The 16,433-nt window shown below is 70.4% G+C and carries 20 protein-coding genes; 10 read left to right on the top strand and 10 right to left on the bottom strand.

Annotation, left to right across the window (positions count from 1 at the left end; all coding sequences use genetic code 11):
- Positions 1-91: 91 nt before the first annotated feature.
- Positions 92-1,537, top strand: a complete 1,446-nt coding sequence (gene gndA / locus ACZ7GJ_RS23800; protein WP_470754482.1) for an NADP-dependent phosphogluconate dehydrogenase — start codon at positions 92-94, stop codon at positions 1,535-1,537.
- Between the two features lie 6 nt (positions 1,538-1,543).
- Here the strand turns inward: gndA and ACZ7GJ_RS23795 are convergent, their stop codons facing one another.
- The 3 genes from ACZ7GJ_RS23795 to panD all read right to left on the bottom strand — a co-directional run bounded on the left by ACZ7GJ_RS23795 (position 1,544) and on the right by panD (position 3,118).
- The gene (locus tag ACZ7GJ_RS23795; protein WP_470754481.1) at positions 1,544-2,059 is read right to left on the bottom strand and encodes a hypothetical protein; all 516 of its coding nucleotides are present in this window, start codon (positions 2,057-2,059) and stop codon (positions 1,544-1,546) included.
- Between the two features lie 271 nt (positions 2,060-2,330).
- Positions 2,331-2,684 (bottom strand): GNAT family N-acetyltransferase, encoded by a 354-nt coding sequence (locus ACZ7GJ_RS23790; protein ID WP_470754480.1) that lies wholly within the window; start codon positions 2,682-2,684, stop codon positions 2,331-2,333.
- A gap of 14 nt (positions 2,685-2,698) precedes the next feature.
- Entirely contained in the window at positions 2,699-3,118 is a 420-nt protein-coding gene (gene panD, locus ACZ7GJ_RS23785; RefSeq protein WP_365927386.1) for an aspartate 1-decarboxylase, read from the bottom strand.
- Positions 3,119-4,006: 888 nt separating this feature from the next.
- Between panD and ACZ7GJ_RS23780 the strand changes: the two genes are divergently transcribed.
- Complete coding sequence (locus ACZ7GJ_RS23780) at positions 4,007-4,810, top strand: SigB/SigF/SigG family RNA polymerase sigma factor (RefSeq protein ID WP_470754518.1); 804 nt, start codon at positions 4,007-4,009, stop codon at positions 4,808-4,810.
- A 228-nt stretch (positions 4,811-5,038) separates the two neighbouring features.
- Here ACZ7GJ_RS23780 and ACZ7GJ_RS23775 read toward each other — a convergent pair whose 3' ends face one another.
- The 4 genes from ACZ7GJ_RS23775 to ACZ7GJ_RS23760 all read right to left on the bottom strand — a co-directional run bounded on the left by ACZ7GJ_RS23775 (position 5,039) and on the right by ACZ7GJ_RS23760 (position 7,949).
- The gene (locus tag ACZ7GJ_RS23775) at positions 5,039-5,755 is read right to left on the bottom strand and encodes a GAF and ANTAR domain-containing protein (protein ID WP_470754479.1); all 717 of its coding nucleotides are present in this window, start codon (positions 5,753-5,755) and stop codon (positions 5,039-5,041) included.
- Positions 5,756-5,829: 74 nt separating this feature from the next.
- Positions 5,830-6,558 (bottom strand): GAF and ANTAR domain-containing protein, encoded by a 729-nt coding sequence (locus tag ACZ7GJ_RS23770; protein ID WP_470754478.1) that lies wholly within the window; start codon positions 6,556-6,558, stop codon positions 5,830-5,832.
- 943 nt (positions 6,559-7,501) lie between these two features.
- Positions 7,502-7,675, bottom strand: coding sequence for a CsbD family protein (locus ACZ7GJ_RS23765; protein ID WP_470754476.1), 174 nt, complete (start codon positions 7,673-7,675; stop codon positions 7,502-7,504).
- Between the two features lie 106 nt (positions 7,676-7,781).
- Positions 7,782-7,949, bottom strand: coding sequence for a hydrophobic protein (locus ACZ7GJ_RS23760; protein ID WP_470754474.1), 168 nt, complete (start codon positions 7,947-7,949; stop codon positions 7,782-7,784).
- Positions 7,950-8,576: 627 nt separating this feature from the next.
- Here ACZ7GJ_RS23760 and ACZ7GJ_RS23755 point away from each other — a divergent pair.
- The 6 genes from ACZ7GJ_RS23755 to ACZ7GJ_RS23730 all read left to right on the top strand — a co-directional run bounded on the left by ACZ7GJ_RS23755 (position 8,577) and on the right by ACZ7GJ_RS23730 (position 12,290).
- The gene (locus ACZ7GJ_RS23755; RefSeq protein ID WP_362235943.1) at positions 8,577-8,939 is read left to right on the top strand and encodes an ANTAR domain-containing protein; all 363 of its coding nucleotides are present in this window, start codon (positions 8,577-8,579) and stop codon (positions 8,937-8,939) included.
- A gap of 107 nt (positions 8,940-9,046) precedes the next feature.
- Complete coding sequence (locus ACZ7GJ_RS23750) at positions 9,047-9,418, top strand: PRC-barrel domain containing protein (protein ID WP_362235941.1); 372 nt, start codon at positions 9,047-9,049, stop codon at positions 9,416-9,418.
- A gap of 168 nt (positions 9,419-9,586) precedes the next feature.
- Positions 9,587-9,943, top strand: coding sequence for a PRC-barrel domain-containing protein (locus ACZ7GJ_RS23745; RefSeq protein WP_362235972.1), 357 nt, complete (start codon positions 9,587-9,589; stop codon positions 9,941-9,943).
- A 30-nt stretch (positions 9,944-9,973) separates the two neighbouring features.
- A complete protein-coding gene (locus ACZ7GJ_RS23740; protein ID WP_362235939.1) occupies positions 9,974-10,141 on the top strand; it encodes a hypothetical protein in 168 nt (55 codons plus the stop codon).
- 128 nt (positions 10,142-10,269) lie between these two features.
- A complete protein-coding gene (locus ACZ7GJ_RS23735) occupies positions 10,270-10,458 on the top strand; it encodes a DUF6381 family protein (RefSeq protein ID WP_362235937.1) in 189 nt (62 codons plus the stop codon).
- A 188-nt stretch (positions 10,459-10,646) separates the two neighbouring features.
- Positions 10,647-12,290, top strand: a complete 1,644-nt coding sequence (locus ACZ7GJ_RS23730) for an NPCBM/NEW2 domain-containing protein (protein WP_470754471.1) — start codon at positions 10,647-10,649, stop codon at positions 12,288-12,290.
- Here the strand turns inward: ACZ7GJ_RS23730 and ACZ7GJ_RS23725 are convergent.
- Entirely contained in the window at positions 12,179-12,766 is a 588-nt protein-coding gene (locus ACZ7GJ_RS23725) for a helix-turn-helix domain-containing protein (RefSeq protein WP_470754469.1), read from the bottom strand. The genes ACZ7GJ_RS23730 and ACZ7GJ_RS23725 overlap by 112 nt on opposite strands.
- A gap of 199 nt (positions 12,767-12,965) precedes the next feature.
- Here ACZ7GJ_RS23725 and ACZ7GJ_RS23720 point away from each other — a divergent pair, with 199 nt between their 5' ends.
- Positions 12,966-14,096, top strand: a complete 1,131-nt coding sequence (locus tag ACZ7GJ_RS23720; protein WP_470754467.1) for an aryl-sulfate sulfotransferase — start codon at positions 12,966-12,968, stop codon at positions 14,094-14,096.
- Positions 14,093-15,535, top strand: a complete 1,443-nt coding sequence (locus tag ACZ7GJ_RS23715) for a uracil-xanthine permease family protein (protein ID WP_470754464.1) — start codon at positions 14,093-14,095, stop codon at positions 15,533-15,535. Before ACZ7GJ_RS23720 ends, ACZ7GJ_RS23715 begins: the two co-directional genes overlap by 4 nt.
- Here ACZ7GJ_RS23715 and ACZ7GJ_RS23710 read toward each other — a convergent pair.
- Positions 15,438-15,818 (bottom strand): hypothetical protein, encoded by a 381-nt coding sequence (locus ACZ7GJ_RS23710; protein ID WP_470754462.1) that lies wholly within the window; start codon positions 15,816-15,818, stop codon positions 15,438-15,440. The genes ACZ7GJ_RS23715 and ACZ7GJ_RS23710 overlap by 98 nt on opposite strands.
- Entirely contained in the window at positions 15,815-16,402 is a 588-nt protein-coding gene (locus tag ACZ7GJ_RS23705) for a TetR/AcrR family transcriptional regulator (protein ID WP_470754459.1), read from the bottom strand. Before ACZ7GJ_RS23705 ends, ACZ7GJ_RS23710 begins: the two co-directional genes overlap by 4 nt.
- Positions 16,403-16,433 lie beyond the last annotated feature (31 nt).

Below are 16,433 nucleotides of genomic sequence, written 5' to 3'. Positions count from 1 at the left end.
AAGTGACTGCGAGTGACAGGCGGCCGGTCCGTTCCGGTGTCGCTGTAGCGTCGGTGGTTCCGCGGTGCCCCACCCCTTCAGGAGACCGACGATGACCAGCAGCAGCGCCCAGATCGGAGTCACGGGACTCGCGGTGATGGGCAGCAACCTCGCCCGGAACTTCGCCCGCAACGGATTCACCGTCGCCGTGCACAACCGCACGGCGGCCAGGACCACGGCTCTGGTGGAGGAGTTCGGGCACGAGGGCGACTTCGTCGCGGCCGGGTCCGCGAAGGAGTTCGTCGACGCGCTGGAACGCCCGCGCCGCCTGATCATCATGGTGAAGGCCGGCGAACCGACCGACGCGGTGATCCGCGAGTTCACCCCGCTGCTGGAGCCGGGCGACGTCGTCATCGACGGCGGCAACGCGCACTTCGAGGACACCCGCAGGCGGGAGCGCGAACTGCGCGAGCTGGGGCTCCACTTCGTCGGCGTGGGCATCTCCGGCGGCGAGGAGGGCGCGCTGCTCGGGCCGAGCATCATGCCCGGCGGCTCGGCGGAGTCGTACGCCTCCCTCGGCCCGCTGCTGGAGAAGATCTCGGCGAAGGCCGCCGACGGCACGCCGTGCACCTCGCACGTGGGTCCCGACGGCGCGGGGCACTTCGTCAAGATGGTGCACAACGGCATCGAGTACGCCGACATGCAGCTCATCGCCGAGGCGTACCACCTGCTGCGCGAGGTGGCCGGCTACTCGCCCTCGAGGATCGCGGAAACGTTCCGGGCCTGGAACCGGGGCCGGCTGGACTCGTACCTGATCGAGATCACGGCGGAGGTCCTCGCGCACACGGACGCCGCGACCGGCCGCCCGTACGTGGACGTCGTGGCCGATGCCGCCGAGCAGAAGGGCACCGGCCGCTGGACGGTGCAGATCGCCCTCGACCTGGGGGTGCCGGTGTCGGGCATCGCCGAGGCGGTCTTCGCCCGGGCGGTTTCGGGCCACGGCGAGTTGCGTACGGCTGCCCGCGGGCTCGCGGGGCCCTCGGCGGCGCCGCTGTCACCGGAGGCGGCGGACGCCTTCGCCGCCCGGGTGGAGCAGGCCCTGTACGCCTCGAAGATCGTCTCGTACACCCAGGGCTTCCACCAGATCCAGGCCGGCAGCGCGGAGTACGGCTGGGGCGTGGACCTCGGCGCGGTGGCCTCCCTGTGGCGCGGCGGCTGCATCATCCGGGCCGCGTTCCTGGACCGGATCCGCACCGCCTACGACGCCCGGCCCGGGCTGCCGAGCCTGCTGGCCGACGCGGGCTTCGCCCAGGAGATCGGCGCCGCCCAGGACGACTGGCGTGCGGTGCTGGTGGCGGCGGTGCGCCAGGGCATCCCGGTCCCGGCGTTCGCGGCCTCTCTGGCGTACTACGACGCGCTGCGCGCGGAGCGGCTCCCGGCGGCCCTCACCCAGGGCCAGCGGGACTTCTTCGGGGCGCACACCTACCGGCGCACCGACCGCGAGGGCTCGTTCCACACGCTGTGGGGCGGCGACCGCTCCGAGGTCCGTACGGACTGAGCCCGCTCAGCTCCAGGGCCCGGGCTGCGGCAGCGGCGCGGGTCCGGGCGGCGGGGGCACCGGGTCGGGCTCCGGGAAGGGGACGGGCTCGGGGGGTACCGGACGCGGGATGGGATCGGGGTCCGGGAACGGGTTGGGGGGTTGCGGCGGCGGGGTCGGATCGGGTTCAGGAGGCGGCGGCTGCGTCTGCTCGGCCCGCGTCCGCTCTTCGTGGTCCATGTGTTCCAGCTTCCGCCGTTCCCCGCCGCTCCGCACGACGACGAAGCACGACGACGGAGCGGCGCCCCTGACGGGACGCCGCTCCGGGTGTGTCGTGCCGTCGGCCGCCACGGCCGCCAGGTCCGCCACGCCGTCACCGGTGAGGTCACCGGCGCCGAGCAGCGTCGGGAAGGCCGCCGGGGCGATGCCCGAGGCGATCTTCACCCGGTTCCCGGCGGCGCCCCAGCCCGCGGAGGCGGTCCGGCCGTCGGTGCCCTTGGCACCCTTGACGAGGTGGACGTCGCCGGAGGCGTCGTCGCGCACCCACAGGTCCGCCGCGCCGTCTGGACACCCGGGTCCAACCCTGCGCGGCGGCGGACGTCTCCCCCGCGCCCGCGACGCGTACGGCCGGCTCCGCGGCGACCGCCGAGGGCGCCAGGGCGACGCCCCCCGTCGCGGCCAGGACCAGCGAGATCGCGGCGGCCGACATTCTTTTCGACATGCGGACTCCAGATGTTGCCCGGATGGTCTCGAAGCCATCCGAGTGATCGACATCCACGGAGCGATCAATCAGCCCGCATGACCGGTGTACGCGTCACCACAGGTCGGAGTCGCTGTCGAGCTGCGCCTTGGCGGCGGCCACGACCGCGGCCGGCGCCTCGGGTGCTTCCTCGGGGTGTTTGGCGGCCCAGCTCGCGGCGTACGGGCAGAGCGGGACCACGGGCACCCCTTCGGCGGCGGCGATCCCGTAGAAGGTCCGCACCAGATCCCCGCCGATGCCGCGGCCCTCGTGCCCCGGCTCGACGATGGTGTGCACCGCGACCAGGGCGTGGGGCGGCCCGGAGAGCACGAAGTAGGCGATGGAGCCGACCGCCGCCCCGTCCTCGACGGCCAGCAGCCGCCCGGCCTCGCGGTCGTCCTGGAACTCGATCGACGTGCTCTGCGGCATGGTCCCCGCTCCCGTCAGACAGCCACCGCGTGGGGGCTGCGCTCCTGGTCCGTCCCCGGCACCGGCGCGGAGGGGTCCGCGCCGAGTTCGATGATCCGGTTGTCCGCGTCGACGTGCACGACGCGGGGCTTCAGCGCCCGGGCCTCGGCGTCCTCGACCTGCGCGTAGCTGATGAGGATGACGAGGTCCCCGGGGTGCACGAGATGGGCGGCGGCCCCATTGATCCCGATGACCCCGGACCCGCGCTCACCTTCGATGATGTAGGTCTCCAGCCGCGCACCGTTGGTGATGTCCACGATGTGCACCAGTTCCCCGGGCAGCAGGTCGGCCGCGTCGAGCAGATCCGCGTCGACGGTCACGGAACCCACATAGTGCAGGTCGGCCTGGGTGACGGTGGCCCGGTGGATCTTGGACTTGAACATGGTACGAAGCATACGAATACTCCCGATATGTCTGCTCCCTGCCTGCTTCCCGCAGGTCAAGGGCGTTCTCGGCAGCCTACAACGATTCGCATGTTCGGTCAGCTTTCCCCAATTCTCTCAGGACTCACGCTGACCAACTGCTGACTTTTCCGACGCACCGTCAGGCCGGTGCGCCAGCTCTTCCCCGGCACCGCCTCATGAAGACGACTTTCCGCCTGCCGAAGCGCACCTCCAAGATCCACCGCCCCCTCATGCCCGGCTCGATCGGCACGGCAGCCAAACTCCTCGACACAGGACCGACGACATAACGCACGTGTCGGCTGTCCGGACGGGCGTGCGGGAGTGCCCAGCGAGGGTCTATGCCCTGGGATCCGTGTCAGTGAGCGGCCGGTTCCGGCCGTCTTGGGGGGCACGGCAGCAGGGGAGGCGCCGTGGGTGGGGCTGGCGGGCGATCATGCCCGGATGAAGGCTTCCTCACGACTGCATACCGGCGACGGCTACCTGTTCGACTGCATCGACAAGCTGCGCGCCGGCCCCACGGGCGGGGCGGTCGCACCGATTCCGCTTGGTGTTGGGGACTGCGACCTGCCCAGGCCGCCCTCGATCGTGGCCGCGATGCAGCAGGCCGTCCAGCAGCCGGAGTTGCACCGGCATCCGCCGTACGAGGGAACGCCGGACATGCTGGGGGGGCGGCGGCATGCCCGAGGCCCGCCGGTGCGCACCAAAAGCCGCGAAAGTACGGCCCTGTATCCGGTTTGGGGGTGCGTTGTCAGGGAAGCCGCCCTGTGTGCTTCGGACCGGAGGCGCGCCGTGGGAGCAACTCTCGCTGCTCCTCAGTGTGCTGCCGTCTGTCGGCTCCCACGGTGAGTGTTGACCACCGAGCCAGGGAGACGCGTGCCCATGACGCACGTAGGTATGCACAGCACCCGGCGCAAGCATCCTCACGATGACGGCCCGGACACCGCGGCCGCGTTCCGCCGTATCGCATCTCTTCCGGAAGGACCGGAACGGTCCGCTCTGCGGCAGGAGGTGGTGTGTGCCTGGATGCCGATGGCCGCACGGCTCGCACGGCGGTTCAGCAACGGCAGAGAGCCCATCGAGGACCTCCGGCAGGTCGCCCAACTGGGTCTGATCAAGGCGGTTTCCCGCTTCGACCCGGATTTCGGCACCGCTTTCGAGGCCTTCGCCATCCCCACGATCGTCGGCGAGGTGAAGCGGCACTTCCGCGACAACCTGTGGGCGGTGCACGTGCCGCGACGTGTCCAGGAGCTGCGCATCCAGGTCCGTGCGGCCGACAGGGAACTGTGTCCTTCGCTCGACGGCGACGGCCCTGCAGCATCCGAGATCGCCGCAGTGACCGGTCTGACCGAGCAGGAGGTACGGACAGGCCAGGGGGCTCTGCACAGTTTCACCACCCTGTCCATGGAAGCCGCGCACAGTCGCTCCGACGGCGAATACCCACTGGCGGAAACCCTCGGCTGTGCGGATCCCGGCTTCGACCGGATCGTCGACCGTGAGGCACTGCGGCCCCTGCTGCGGGCGCTGCCCGAGCGTGACCAGCGGATCCTCTACCTGCGGTTCTTCTGCGAGATGAATCAGAGCTGCATCGGCGAAGAGCTCGGCATGTCTCAGATGCACGTCTCCCGCCTGATCCGGCGCATCTGCGAGTCCCTGCGCGCACAGGTGATGGCCGAGGCCGCCTGAAAGCGCCGCCCGCGCGGCCGGCAGTCGTCGTGGAGGGCGGCGAACACATCGTCGGCCGGCAACATGCGTCAGAGGCGCTCTTCTGCACCGAGGCCTGCTTCGACCCGTACGAGGCCAAGGGCATGGACGCCACGCGCCGCAGCTCACCGATCGCTGGATGCCGACCGCGCCGGGTTGCTGTATGAGGCCCTCGACCGGGACGGGAGTGGGCAGTTGCCGTGGTGATGGTCAGGTGCCCAGACCGGTGAGGGGTTCTGTGTCATCGATGAAGGCGCGGACCAGATCGGACAGGCGGCGGTTGTGGGCGCGGGCGTAGCCGCGCAGTGCGGTAAAGGCCTGTTCCATGTCGATGCCCTGGCGTTCGGCGAGTTTGCCCTTGGCCTGTTCGATCAGTACGCGACTGTTCAACGCGGTCTGGAGTTGTTCGTTGAGGACGTTGCTGCGTTGGGTGCAGCGTTGTTGCAGGAGGCTGATGGTGGCGACGTCGGCAAGGGCTTGTGCGATGGGGGTGCCGACCGGGTCGAAGGGGCCGGGGGCTGCGCGGAAGAGGTTCAGGGCGCCGACGACGTCGTCCCGTAGGCGCATCGGCAGGGCTTGGACCGCCGAGAACCCGCTGTGACGGGCCTTCGCGACGAAGCGCGGCCAGCGGTCGGCCTCGGTGCTCAGGTCGGGGACTGTCACGGGAGCGCCGGTGCGGAAGCACTCCAGGCAGGGGCCTTCGTCGTTCTGGATCTGGAAGAGCTCGAGCAGGCGTACTTGTTCGCTGGAGGCTGCCATGACGCGGAGTTCGCCGTCCCGGTCGGCGAGCAGCACGCCGGCCGCGCTGGCGCCGAGCATGCCGACGCAGCGGTCGGTCAGCAGGCGCAGGAAGTCGATCAGATCGAAGTCGGCGACCAGGTTGTCGGCCAGTTCGACGAATGTCCGGGCAAGGAGCTGATCATTCATCGTGCATTCCCTCTGTCGAAATACTCCCGCCGAGGAGGGGCGGGAAGTCCGGCGTTCATCGGCGGGAAACGGCTTCAGCCATCCTCGCCGCTTGGACACGCGTCCGTGTCCGGGAGGAAGCGGAGCCGGCGGGCCACCACGTCGGCCGCCACATCAGCGAGTCGGCGCCCATGGGCATAGGCATGGGCGCGCAGCCGGACGAATGCCTCTTCGATGCCGACGCCGAGCTGCACCGTGAGCATGCCGGCAGCCTGATCGATCTCCGCCCGGAATCCGCCCAAGTCCTCCCATCGCCTGGGCTGCGGGTGCCCGCCGGGAAGTCGATGCGACTCTTCGATCCGGGCGTCGAGCAGCACCAGGGTCGCGGTGTCGGCGAAGGCCATCGCATCGGCCAAGTCCTCCGTGTCCAGCTCGACCGGCACGCTGGAGTAGAGGCCAAGAACTCCCGGGCTGATCGCCCCGATCTGCAGAGGGAGCGCGAAGACCGCGCCCGCCCCGACGTGCGTGGCGGCTTGGGCGAACAAGGGCCAGCGGCCCTGAACTTCACTGGTGCGCAGGTCGGGTGTCAAAACGGCCGCGCCGACGGCGAACGCGTCCACGCACGGTCCTTCTCCCAGAGTCAGCTGTAGTTCTTCCAACTGCTGACTGATGTCGTCGGTGCTGCACAACGGGTGGCTGGCCGCGGCACGGGACATCGCCGACAGCCCGGCCCCGCAGACCGGAAGCGCAGCCACTGCCGCGGTACACACATCCACCACACCGACCCGCGCGCCGCGCAGCGCCGCCTGTTCGGCCACCAGCACGCGGATCCGCGCCGACCGGCTTCGCGGCATCACAAGGGCCACCAAGTCCGGGCGTGGCAGGGAAGCCGGGCCGACGGCCCGTGTACCGGGACGGGATACCCGCCCTGTTCCCCTCCAAGGAGTGCGGCAGGTGATCGGACGGAAGATCCGCTTCCCGCAGCCGACTGTGCGGCATGGCCCTCAGCCCGGTCCGACGGACGATCGAAAGCCATTGTTCTCAGCAACCCGCCACCACCCTAACCGGAGCTGTCTACGAGGGGTGCGAAGCCGTTGCTTTGCTCACCGTCGGCGTCCGTTTCACGGGGGACCATCCGCAGAACACGCCCCCGACGCGAACAGGCGGACTGGCCTCCACCGCGGACGGCGAAGCCGAGGATCCGGACGGCCAGGAGTACGACCGCTGTGCACCAGGGGATCAGTGTGGAGAAGCCCAACCCGAACAGAATCAGCAAGAGGATCCAGAGAAGCGTGTCCAGGACTCCAGGTCGCGGCAGTCTTCCCGTGTTCCGCGGGGTCCCGGCGACGCGCAAGGAGGAGGACTTCGCCCGGAGCATCCGAAACGGCCTAGTGGAGACGTGTGACCGGCTTGCCTGGGTCCCTCTGCGGGATCGGCTACTCATAGCGCCGACCGCCTGGGCCATCGGGCGGGGCAGCCGGCGCCGATCACCGGCTCGCCGCGCCTGCGAGCCGTTCAAGGTGGGCGCGAGGCGCTCTCCTCAGTGAGACGGGGACTCTGGTCCAGGGCTGCTGTGCGCGTTCGGGCCGTACGTCATTGTCTGCGCCTTCTGAGGTGAGTCGACGAGCTGCTCCTGAGGTCCGGCCTGCTGGGCCACGTACTGCTCGCGGGCCGCAGACGGCAGCGGCTGCTCCTTGTCCGTGTGTGACCGCATCGGTGCCTGCCGGGCGATGCCCACGGAGAGGTGGACACCACCCGGGGCAGTGGTCAGCGCCTGAAGGCGTCCTTGGCCTTGCCCCCGGCCTGCTTCAGGTTGCCGGCGGCTCGGTCGGTCTTGCCTTGCCTCTTCAGCCGCGTGTTGCGGGTGGCCCGGCCAATGCCCTCCATGATCCGACCCTTGAGTTCCTGTGCCTTGTTCCTGATCTTCTGTTCAAAGCTCACGACTGCCCTTTGCTCGTCTCGGGGGGTGAGGCTCCCGCGCGTGATTGCCGTACGACTCACCATTCCCGCGGGTGGGGCGGCGGCCCGGTACGTGTTACCCGCGGCTTCAGCCGTATCGGCGCCCGCCTCGACTGCGACTGCGACCGCGGCCACGCATGGCGAATCCGGCGATCCAGACGACGAGCAGTACCACCGCGACATACCAGAGGATCTGCGTGGTGAAGCCGATCCCGAACAGAAGCAGGATCAGCAGAAGGAGAAGAATCCAGACCATTGTGGCTGCGCCTCCACGCGGTCACAGGGACATGTCCTGCGTTCCGCGGGGTCTGGGCGAAGCGAAGGTGAAGGCTTTGCCCGGGAATTCCGGAGCACCACACAGCCCTACGCCGTCGGCGTCAGTCAACGCCGGGCGGCGATCGTTGTCAACGGGGCAGGGTTGCTGGAGGGTTGGGTGCGTCGGCCGGGGCCGGGGGCCGGGGGCGGGGCCGCACCACGCACGCCAGTCCTCCTCACGCCCCCTGAACAGGCGCAAGGCGGCCATTCGGCGACCGACAGGGCTGTCCCGTACTAGGATCATCTGCGGCGTACGGGCGGGACAACGTTGGCCGGAGAGCCCCCTCCCCGCATTCGCGGAGCCGATGTCACGTAGTCATCCACACGAGGCAGTACGAGTCGACAAGGCCCTATCGGTGCCCTTGGGCACGCTACGCTCCTCCGAGCAGCCCCAGCCCCTGGCAGTGATGACCTGTTCCGCTCCGGGGAGGCACGTCATGTTCGTCCCGCTTGCCATCCTCGCGGTGCTCTCCTCGGCTTCCTCCAACCCCATCCGATGACCCTGTGTCAGGTGTTCCGGGGTGTTTTTCGCTCAGGCCGGACGCGATGACTGTGATGCGAGGTACGCATGATGCATCGAACGATCACTATCCATGAAGCGCCGCGGACCTTGACGGATGCGGCTTCGTTGGCGGATGACGCGCTGATCGCCGAGGTCCTCGAGTTGCGTGCTGAGGTTGAGCAGTTGAGCAGGGCTCTGGAGAGCCGTGCGGTGATCGATCAGGCACGGGGCATGGTGATGGCCCTGGCGCCGTGTTCCGGCGAGAAGGCCTGGGATCTTCTGGTGGACGTATCGCAGCACCGCAACGTCAAGCTCAGGGACGTAGCTGCGGCTCTGGTCGGCAGCACGGAGGGCGAGGCGCTCCCCGACGGACTGCAACGTGCGCTGCGGGATGCCTTCCGCCGCCTTCACACAGCCGATCGCCTGTGACGGCTCGAGCCCACCGAGCGGCACCGCGGGCGGGATGTTTGGTGACGCGAGATGGGGGGACTCGGCCAGCGGCAGGGTGGGGATGAGGAATCTGCCCTGCTGTTCTGATGAAATGCAAGGAGGGGAATTTCGTGAGTGATCTCTGGGGTTACGCTCCCGCCGCCGGCCACAACGCGGGAAACATGCTGGTCGGCTTCAAGGTGGAAGCCACCGACGGCAGCATCGGGAAGATCGTCAGACATTCCGACCAGGTCGGCTCGGCCTACATCGTGGTCGACACCGGTGTGTGGGTCTTCGGCAAGGACGTGCTCCTGCCGGCCGGCGTCATCGAGCGCGTGGACACGTCCGAGCAGAAGGTGTACGTGTCCCGGACGAAGGACGAGATCAAGGACGCGCCGGAGTTCGACAAGGACAAGCACCTGGGAGACCCGGACTACCACCAGCGCCTGGGCTCCTACTACCAGCGACCGCGTGGCTGACCTCAGTCGCGCGTACCTGCCGCGGTGCCGGCAGACCGAATGCTTCCGGCCGGCACCGTCACGAAGGAGGGGGAATTGCTGGATGTGCCGAGTTGGTGTCCTCGGTCAGGCGGGAGCAGGCTGAGAGGTACACGGGCCGGGCTGTGAGCGTGGGAAGAGGGCATGAGGATGATCCAGGCAGCGGATGTCCGGGAGTGGCGTACTCACGACGTAGTCGACTCGGGCGGGCACAGGATCGGCGCGCTGGAGGCCGTCTACGTGGACACCAGCACGGACGAGCCGGCCATGGCTACCGTGCTGGTGGGGCTGCCCACACGGCACCGGCTGGTCTTCGTCCCGCTGGACGGCGCGATCGTCGGGCCGGGCTACGTCAAGGTCGATTACGACAAGGCGCTGGTGAAGAAGAGCCCGTCGATCGGCACGGACGACGTCCTGCCCGCCGAGGATGAGGAGGCCGTCTTCCGGTACTACGACCTCACTTACCGGCCCGGCGCCCATGGTGAGCGGCAGCTCGCCCGCCGCTGAGCGCCGCGTACCGGAGGAGGCGTCCGTGTCGTGAAGGTCTTCTTGGTCCTGGTCATCGTGGCGATGGTGCTGGGCATCATCGGCGCCACCGTCGAAGGGTTGCTCTACCTGCTGATCGTCGGCATCCTGGTCTTCGTGTCCGCCCTCGTCCACCTGGGCATGCACGGGCGGCGCACCGGTCGGCGCCGACTCCGCTGAGAAGCGTGCGATCCGTAGGCCGGGTGACTCCTTACGCCTGGCCTGTGCTGCGGGGATAGCGGGATCGGGGGCGCTGTCTCGCTGGCATCGGAGCATCCGCTCGCTCTCCCCAGATCCAAGGAGCGATCATGAGTGTTGCAGGCGAGTCCGGCAGCCGTGCCCAGCAGATGCGTGACCAGGCGCAGAAGATTGAGCAGGCCGCGGAGCGTGCCACCGACCCGGCGGAGCGTCAGCGGCTGAAGGAAAAGGCCCGCCGGATCTTGGAACAGAGCAAGATGGAGAGCGGCAGGGGCAGCGGGGACGTCGACCCCATGTGACGGCTCTGCGACATGTACCGGCCGGTTGCTGCCCGCGCGATCCTCTCTGCGCCGGGGGAGACAACCGGCCGACGTTTGGTGTCCGAGCGCCGCAACCTACGTCGGGTGGTGACGAGCGGGTCCGTGGGCCGGGCCAGGGCGGCGGGGGTGATGCCTCGGTTCGCGGGTGCGTGCCAACGGAGTGGCAGATGGACGCGTCCTCGGCGTCGGGGGGCGGCGCGAAGGCCGTTTGCGCCCCGGACTTGATCGAGCGGCGCGCCCTGGAGTTCATCGACGCCCACGCCGACGAGCCGTTCCTGCTGCTGCTCACCCCGAACGTGTCGCACGCGCCCAGCGACGTACCCGACACCAGCGCCTACGCCGACCGCGGCTGGACCGTGGCCAACCAGGGGCACGCGGCCCAGGTCAGCCACCTCGACACCGTCGTCCTCGTCACCAGCGACAACGGCCCCCACGAGGAGGGCGGGATCAACCCGGACCTGTTCGACGCCAACGGCCCACTGCGCGGCTACAAGCGCAACCTCTACGAGGGCGGCGTACGGGTCCCGCTCATCGCCTGGGGACCCGGCCGCGTCCGGCAGGGCACCAGCGACCGTCCGACCCCGCTGACCGACCTGCTCCCCACCCTCGCCGAACTCGGCGGCGCCCCCTCCCCCACCGATGTGGACGGCCTGTCCGCCGCTCCCCTGCTCGCCGGCAGCGCCGACTCGGCCCGCCACGGACACCTGTACTGGTTCCGCGACGAGTGGGGTGTCACCAGCCGGGCCAACGCGCAGGACAACAAGCGCGCCACGTGGCTGGCGGAGGCGGCCCGCAGGGACGACTGGAAGGCCGTCCGCTTCGCCCCCGAACGAGACCACAACCTCCCCGACGACAAGTGGCAGGTGGAGCTGTGCGACCTGGCCACCGACCCCGGCGAGACCCGCAACGTCATCGACACGCACTCGGCGGTGGCCGGCGAACTCGTGGCACTGATGCGCTCCTCCTGGAAGGACACCTGTCCCCGCAAGCCGTTCGGCACGCGGCTGACCCTGCCCCGGCCGGCCGTCCCCGGTGAGGCGTTCACCGTGACCGCCACGCTGGACAACGGCTCCGCACGGCTCTGGACCGACGCCGCGCTCGTCCTGCGCGCCCCCACCGGCTGGTCCGTGGCCCCCGTCTCCCCGGCCACGACGGGCCGGCTCGCCGCGGGCGGTCGCCTCACCACCTCCTGGCAGGTGACCCCGCCCGCGAACGCCACCCCGGCGAGCGCGTGGGAGCTCACCGCGGAAGGCACCGCCGAAACTCCGTCCGGACCGGTCCGCTACCCGGCGACGGGCACCGTCCCCACCCCGCCGCCCGCTCCCGTCCGCGACGCGCACCTCTCCGACCTCACCTGGATCAGCGCCACCAACGGCTGGGGGCCGGTGGAGCGCGACACCTCCAACGGCAAGAACGCCGCCGGCGACGGGCCCCTGATCTCCTTCGGCGGTACGACGTACCCCAAGGGCCTGGGCGTCCACGCACCCAGCGACATCGCCTACCACCTCGGCGCTGCTGCCGTGCGGTTCACCTCCCTGGTCGGCATCGACGGGACCAGGCCCGGCAGCTCGCCGACCTGCTGCGCCACCAGATCCTTGCGGGCGGCTTCCCCGGCAACATCGGCTTCCGCGTGGCCGCGGACAGCACCGAGCCCGGCCCGTAGGCCGACGGAGGGCATCACGGGCCGGAGGCTCGCACCTCAGCGGTGCGGGTCGGCGGTGGCTTCGATGTGCTCGGCGACTGCGACGAGCAGCACCCGGGTGCCGGGGGTGGTGGCCCGCCAGTGGTGGCGAACACCGCCGGACAGGTAGAGCGTGTCGCCGCGGCCCAGCCGGTGGACCTGCCCCTCCGCCTCGACCTCCGCGGCACCGTCGGCGACGTACATCAGCTCGTCGTTCCGGTGCCGGAACTCGCGCCGGCCGTCGTGGTCACCGGTGAACTCCAGGGCGTGCAACTGGTGATGGCCGCGCACGAGGGGGCGTACGCGGCTCGTCGTACCGCCGGCCTCCTCGCCCGCGGCGGCGAGGCCGGGATCGTCCTCGGCCCGTACGACATCCACCCGGCGCGGGTTCTCGGAAGCGGCGAGCAACTGCACGGCGGTCGTACCGAGTGCGTCCGCGACAAGCTGCAACGAGCGCATGCTGGGCCGGGCGCGGTCGTTCTCGATCTGACTCAGGAACGGTACGGACAGGCCGGTTCTGGCGGCGATGTCGGCGAGGGTGAGGTCCAGCGCGCGCCTGCGCCTTCGGACACCGGGGCCCAATCGCGGCACGGTTGCCTCGCCCATGATCCCTCCCGACCCCCACGCTTCGTTCTGCCCGCACCCTAACGCGCTCCGGCGGCCGCCGACGCCGCGGTCGGCAGGGCGGCCCGCGGCATCGAGCGATTTCGTACTGCCGTCACAGCGCTGACACACAACCCCCCTAGCGTCTAAGTCACTTGAACTTGTCAAAGAAACTTTGACCGCAGAGATGTGAGGGACACCCATGCCCCCCGTGGACCAGAACGCCCGCCGCCGGCGCGGCACTGGCCTGATCGCGATCGACACCGAAGCCGCTTCCCCCGGATACACCTTGTTCGCCCCGCTCACCGGCACCGGCGAGGTCTACCTCGTCGACCTGCACGGCCGCGTCGTACACGAGTGGCGGTTCCCGTACCGCCCGGGCCGCCACGCCCGCCTGCTCGACAACGGCCACCTCGCCTACAACGGCGTGCTCCCGGACGAGCCCGCCCTCTTCCCCATGTGGCACAAGTACCGCGGCGGCATCATGCTCGAAGCCGCACCCGACGGCACGGTCCTGCGCGAGCGCCGCGACCCGCTCCAGCACCACGACGCCCACCACCTCGGCGACGGCCGCATCCTCTACACCGCGCTGGAGCCCCTGCGCGGCGGCGAGGCGACGGACGTGCGCGGCGGGGTCGAGGGTTCGGAGGCCGAGGGCGGCACCGTCTGGGCCGACACCATCAGGGAAGTCGATGCGGACGGCAACGTGCTCTGGTCCTGGCGGGCCGCCGAGCACCTGGACCGGGACGCGTACGCCTTGCACCGCGACTATGCCCGCGAGCACTGGCCGCTGATCAACAGCGTGACGCCGCTGGCGGACGGGAACATCCTGGCCAGCCTGCGCAGCGTCTCCGCGGTCGTCGTCATCAGCCGGGAGACGGGCGAGATCCTGTGGCGCACCGAGCCGGGGGCGGTCTCCCAGCAGCATGCGCCCACCGAGCTGCCGAGCGGCAACTTCCTCATCTTCGACAACGGCGTGTTCCGGCCCGGCCGGGACGTGCCGTTCTCCCGGGTCATCGAGGTCGAGCGGGCGAGCGGTGCGATCGCGTGGGAGTACCACGACCCGGCGCGCGAGTCCTTCTTCGCGCCCTTCATGGGCAGCGCGCAGCGGCTACCGAACGGCAACACCCTCGTCACGGACTCGCCGTCGGGCCGGCTCTTCGAGGTGACGGCGGAGGGCTACCTCTGCTGGGAGTACGTGGTCCCGTACTTCGGCGCCTACCACGAGTCCGAGGTGCGGCAGCTCTTCCCGGCCGAGCCGAACGCCGTCTTCCGTGCGTATCGTTACGGCCCCGAGCAGCTGCCATGGCTGACTGCCGGGGTGCGGCCATGAGCACCTCCGCCGGGACGCCCGCGGCCTCGGGCGCACCTGCCGCCGCCGTCCACCCCGTCGACGAGCGGCTGCCCCTGCGGCGGCTCGCGCCGCTCTCCGCCCAGCACGTCCTCGCCATGATCGCGGCTCCTGTCTCCACCGCGTTCCTGGCCGCCGACGCACTGGGGCTGTCCGGCGAGCGCACCGCGTCGCTGCTCAGCGCCACCCTGGTCCTGTGCGGCATCGGCGCACTGCTGCAGTCCTTCGGGACGTTGCGGGTCGGTGCCCGGCTGCCGTTCGTGATGCTGCCCGGCGGAGCCGCGACCGCGATCTTCCTGCAGGTCGCGGCCGAGCACGGAGCGGCGACCGCGAGCGGCGCGGTACTGCTCGCGGCGGCCCTGCTGCTGGCCGTCCTACCGCTCTACTCGCGGATCGTACGGCTCTTCCCGCCGCTGGTCATGGGCGTCACCGTGCTGCTGATCGGAGTGGCCATGGTGCGCGTCGCCGCGCAGCTGATCGTCGGGCCGGGTGGCGGCCGGCCCGCCGCACCGGCCGCTGTCGCCCTCGCCGGGCTGACCGTCGGCTGCACTCTCGCCGCGTACCTGCTGTTGCGCGGCGTGTGGCGGCAGATGGCGGTGCTGATCGGCATGGCCGCGGGGACGGGGATCGCGGCCGCCACCGGGTTGGGCGCGTTCAGGCCGACTCAGGGATCCGGGCTCGCGCTCCCGCACCCCTTTCCGTACGGGACCCCGCACCTCGACGTCCTCGCCGCACTGCCCCTGCTGATCTTCAGTCTGGCCTCGCTGGCGGAGGCGACCGGGCAGACCGTCCTCAACAGCGAGACCGTGGGCCGTACTCCGGAACCGGGACGGGACGTGCCGCGCGTCGTCCGCGCGGACGCCGTGGTCTCCCTGCTGGGCGGTGTCTTCGGCACCTCCCTCTTGGTGACCAGCTCGGAGAACATCGGCATCGGCAAGCTGACCGGCGTGCGCAGCCGGTTCGTCACGGCGGGCGCGGGCGCGCTGCTGATCGGCGCCGGGCTGCTGGCGCCGGTCTCCCGGCTGCTGGCGGGCATCCCGGCGCCCGTCGTCGCGGGCTCCGCGCTGGTGGTGTACGCGGTGATCGTGGTGATGGGCGTGGAGATGCTCAACCGGGCAGACCTCACGGACCGTACGACCTCCATGGTCGTGGCGGTCTCGCTGGCCGCGGGGCTGCTGCCGGTCGTCTCCCCGGGCCTGTACGACGGCTTCCCGGGCTGGGTGCGTACGGTCCCGGGCAGCGGGGTGGTCGCGGGCACCCTCACCGCAGTCGTGCTGAACGCGGTGTTCCGGTGGGCACGGGGCTCGCACACTCAAGCTGTCGCTACGCGGCGCCCGCTGCGGTCAGGGCCGCGATCGGCAGGAGGAGGATCCACTGCGGCAGGCGGAGCAGCGGGTTCGGCCAGCCGACCGAGAGGGTGACGACCAGGAAGGCGGCTGTGTACGCGAGGAAGTGTGCGGCCACGAACCATGCCGTCAGGCCGGTCGCCGACGTGTCGTCCGCCAGGGCCAGGTACACCAGGGCGGCCGCGGAGAGCACCAGGTCGACGCTCACTATGTGCCAGACGGCGTGGAGGACGCGTTTGGGTTCGTCCGCGAGTCCGCAGGACAGCAGCGGGCGGACCACGTCCCGGTGCCCGGCGACGATGTGCACCGCGGCCACACCGAACGCGGTGATGCCCGCTGCGAGAAGCCAGCCGTTCATCGGATCTCGATTCCTTTGGCTATGGCGGCGGCCAGCCAGTCGGCCAGCTGCGGGTCGAGGTGTTCGCCGATCAGACCGACGTGGAAGAACACGGCTCCTGCCAGCGTGTCCAGGACCAGGTCCACGGGCGTGTCGGCCGCGATCTCTCCGCGCGCCACGGCTCGTCCGAAGACGATCAGCAGCCGCTCCTTCGACGGGGCCAGGAAGTCGCTGCGGATGCGCGCCTTCAGTACCGGATCGGCGGCGAAGTCGGCGAGCAGTCCCGGGAGGGCCGCGGCGGCGGCAGGCGCGTGGAACTCGTCGATCAGGCCCCGCAGGAGTGCGGTCAGGTCCCCGGCCAGCGTTCCGGTGTCGGGGACCGGAGCGTCGTCGGTGGTCGTGAACACGGCCTCGAAGACCAGCTCCGGTTTGCCCCGCCACCGCCGGTAGACCGTGTCCTTGCCGACGCCGGCACGGGCGGCCACCGCGCCGATCGAGGTCGCTGCGTAGCCGACCTCGGTCACCAGCTCTGTGGCCGCGCTGACGATCGCCTCGTGCGAGCGGGGATCCCTGGGACGTCCCCTGGAGGACGGAGAGGAGCTCATACGAATTACGATACGGGTCGACCCGTTTGGT

The organism is Streptomyces sp. NPDC037242, from assembly GCF_055604165.1.
This window is presented reverse-complemented; position numbering and strand designations above follow the sequence as displayed.